General features: G+C 65.5%; 5 protein-coding genes. All 5 read left to right on the top strand.

The window, feature by feature from the left end:
• Positions 1-211: 211 nt before the first annotated feature.
• Positions 212-1483 carry an FAD-dependent monooxygenase gene (locus F1542_RS03230; protein ID WP_408886222.1) on the top strand — a complete coding sequence of 424 codons (1272 nt, stop codon included), beginning with the start codon at positions 212-214 and terminating at the stop codon, positions 1481-1483.
• Positions 1484-1599: 116 nt separating this feature from the next.
• Complete coding sequence (locus tag F1542_RS03225) at positions 1600-1908, top strand: hypothetical protein (protein WP_193731786.1); 309 nt, start codon at positions 1600-1602, stop codon at positions 1906-1908.
• A 99-nt stretch (positions 1909-2007) separates the two neighbouring features.
• Positions 2008-2286: a DUF333 domain-containing protein gene (locus tag F1542_RS03220; protein WP_193731785.1), complete on the top strand. Its 279-nt coding sequence runs from the start codon at positions 2008-2010 to the stop codon at positions 2284-2286.
• 16 nt (positions 2287-2302) lie between these two features.
• The gene (locus F1542_RS03215) at positions 2303-2521 is read left to right on the top strand and encodes a hypothetical protein (RefSeq protein ID WP_193731784.1); all 219 of its coding nucleotides are present in this window, start codon (positions 2303-2305) and stop codon (positions 2519-2521) included.
• 11 nt (positions 2522-2532) lie between these two features.
• Positions 2533-2780, top strand: a 248-nt coding sequence (locus tag F1542_RS03210; RefSeq protein ID WP_193731783.1) for a hypothetical protein, incomplete at its 3' end; no start/stop codon positions are given.

Here is a 2780-nt window from a genome sequence, read left to right as displayed (position 1 = left end):
CGTTCGTCCGGCCAGCGGCGACGGCGTTCAACGCCAATCAGGATTTCCTGAGCCATATTTACCTCCCGAACGACGTCAATAACGACGTCGTTAACGACGGTAAGTTACCAGTCACAATCCTCAGTCATAAGGCGGCCTCAAGCGGCCGATTACGGCCATCTGGCCCCGGACGCTTGAACTGCTTGACGCGGCGGGCTGTGCTGGGGCGTTCGTGGCCACCGGGCTGCATGCGCAGGCCGTCAGTATCCATGCAGGCCGCGGGACGCTGGCCCGGATAGCGTTCGGGACGATCGCCTCCCCCTTCAATTACCTGCTGATGATCCCGCAATCGGAAACCGAGCGGCTGCTGGAAGCGCATCTGGGCACTTTTGGCGGCATGGTCGAACGGGGGGTCGAACTGACGGATTTCGTGGACGGGCCGGATGGCGTTTCCTGCACCCTGACCCATGCCGGGGGCAGGACGGAAATACTTGATGCGGCGTGGCTGGTCGGTTGCGATGGCGCGCATTCCTTTGTCCGCCGCACGCTGGGTCAGGTTTTTGCGGGGGATACGCTGCCCACGGGTTTTGTCATTGCCGATGTGCGTGTGGCGGGCCTGGCCATCCCGCCTGATGAACCGGCGATTTTCTGGCACCCCGATGGGGCTGTCATGTTCTTTCCGATATCGCGCGACCGCCATCGTATCATTGCCGATCTTGGTGCGGCCCCCCTGCACATGCCGGATCTGGGGGAAATGCAGCGGATTGTCGACCGGCGCGGACCGGGCGGGATCACCCTGTCCGACCCGGCGTGGCTGTCGGATTTCGGGGTCAATGAACGCATGGTGCGGGATTACCGCAGGGGCCATGTGTTTCTGGCCGGGGATGCGGCGCATGTGCATAGTCCCGCCGGGGGCCAGGGCATGAATACGGGCATGCAGGATGCCTTCAATCTGGCGTGGAAGCTGGCGCTTGTCGTGCGGGGGGATGCCGGGCCGTCCCTGCTGGATAGCTACGGCGCCGAACGCAGCGGCGTTGCGCGGCAGATACTGTCGGATTCCGGCCGCATGACCCGGATTGTCCTGCTGGAAAATCATCTGGCGCAGCGGGCACGCAACCTTATCGTACGGCTGGGTTTCGGCATCCCGGCCATCCGGCGCGCCATGGCCGACAGGATGTCCGGGATCAGGGTCGGCTATCCTGACAGCCCGCTCAACACGGGTTCGGCCCATGGGCTGCGTGGCCCCGCACCGGGGCAGAGACTGGTTTCAGGACAGTGTGATGGCGGCGGCCCCCGCTTTGTCCTTGCGGCCCGGGACTGTGCCGCAGCGCGGGCCATGATCGCGGATCATGCATCGTTGCTGGCCCCCGATATATGCCCGCCACCGGATGAAAACGGTATCTGGCTGGTGCGGCCCGATGGCTATGTCGCTGCTGCGGCGCGCAATGGCCACTGGCCGGTGATTGCTGCAGCACTGGGCAAAGTGACATCGTACGGATCATGAGGAAGTTTTTGGTGAAGCTGTTTGAAAAAAGGCAGCCCCCAAAAAAGCTTCCTTATGTTTTTCAGGCTGTCCCGAGGGCAATGGTTTCCCCGTGGCGGCCATGTTAGCGTGGGTGGGTGGATACGCCCTTCACCTGCGCCAATGACCGTTACCGCACCGACACCCGGCAGGGTTACCCCCATGGCGCGGGCCATGCGCGGGGCAGCGTGCTGCCCGCGCCGCTGGTGACGCGGCATGACACGGGGGATACGCTGTGGCTGGAATACGTGACCGGGGCTGCGGGCACGATGTACTGGCTGATGTGGTACGACACCACGGGCCGCCCGCGCGTCACATACAGCGCGGTGATGGATCATCCAAACCTGTGCATCATGCTGCGCGCGCTGGGCCATGGGCACGCCCTGCCCCCGCCGCCCGCGCCCTGACCCGCGCCGAGCATGCCCGTGCTGGCCCCGGCGCGCGTTTGCTGATACCTGATGGCGGCAGTTACCCATGCAACACCGTAGGCAAGGCAGGCAGGTTTCATGACATATCCCTCTCTTTTCATGCGGCATGTGGCGCGCGGCGTGGTTCTTGGCGGTATTACGCTGCTGGGTGCGTGCGCGTCGGGCCACCATGCCCCGGCGCATGCATCGCGCATCGGCATGGCCAATCCGGCCTCGGTCTATTGCCAGCAGCGCGGCGGGACGCTGGAAATGCGCCCCTCGGCACAGGGCGTGACCGGCTGGTGCCACCTGCCCGATGGCACGGTGATGGAGGAATGGGCGCTGTTCCGCCGGGATCACGCCACCACCGCGCCATGACATGCGGCGTGCGTGCATGACCGGGGCCATGGCCCTGCGCCCCATGGTCATGGCGGCGCTGCTGGGCCTGGGGGCGTGTGATGACGCGCTCATGGCCCGGCGCATGCCCCCGCCCGCCGACTGCGCGCACCGGGGCGGGACATGGCGGGTGAATGATAACGGGCATACCGGCCTGTGCCGCCTGCCACCCGGCGGGCAGGTGGCAGGATGGACGATTGTGCCGCGCGGCCATTAAACTGTCATGTCATGCCCAGATCTCTCCAAACTGATGCCCCACTGCCCGCGTTCCATGCCGATATGAAGCACCCGGATCTTACTCCCGTCCTGTCCGTCCTGCGCGGCGCGCTGCGGCATGGGACATCCATCGTGGCCGTGGTGGCGGCCGTAACCCTGCCTGCCGTGGCGTCGGCACAGCCATGGGGACCGGCATGGGGACCGCATTATCACCGGCACTACATGCGGCGGCGTTATCCACCACCACCGCCGCCGCATGT

Origin of the sequence: Komagataeibacter sp. FXV3 (assembly GCF_015155755.1) — a bacterium.
Classification (GTDB): domain Bacteria; phylum Pseudomonadota; class Alphaproteobacteria; order Acetobacterales; family Acetobacteraceae; genus Komagataeibacter.
The sequence above is the reverse complement of the archived record's forward strand: the minus strand, read 5'-3'. Positions and strand labels throughout refer to the sequence as shown.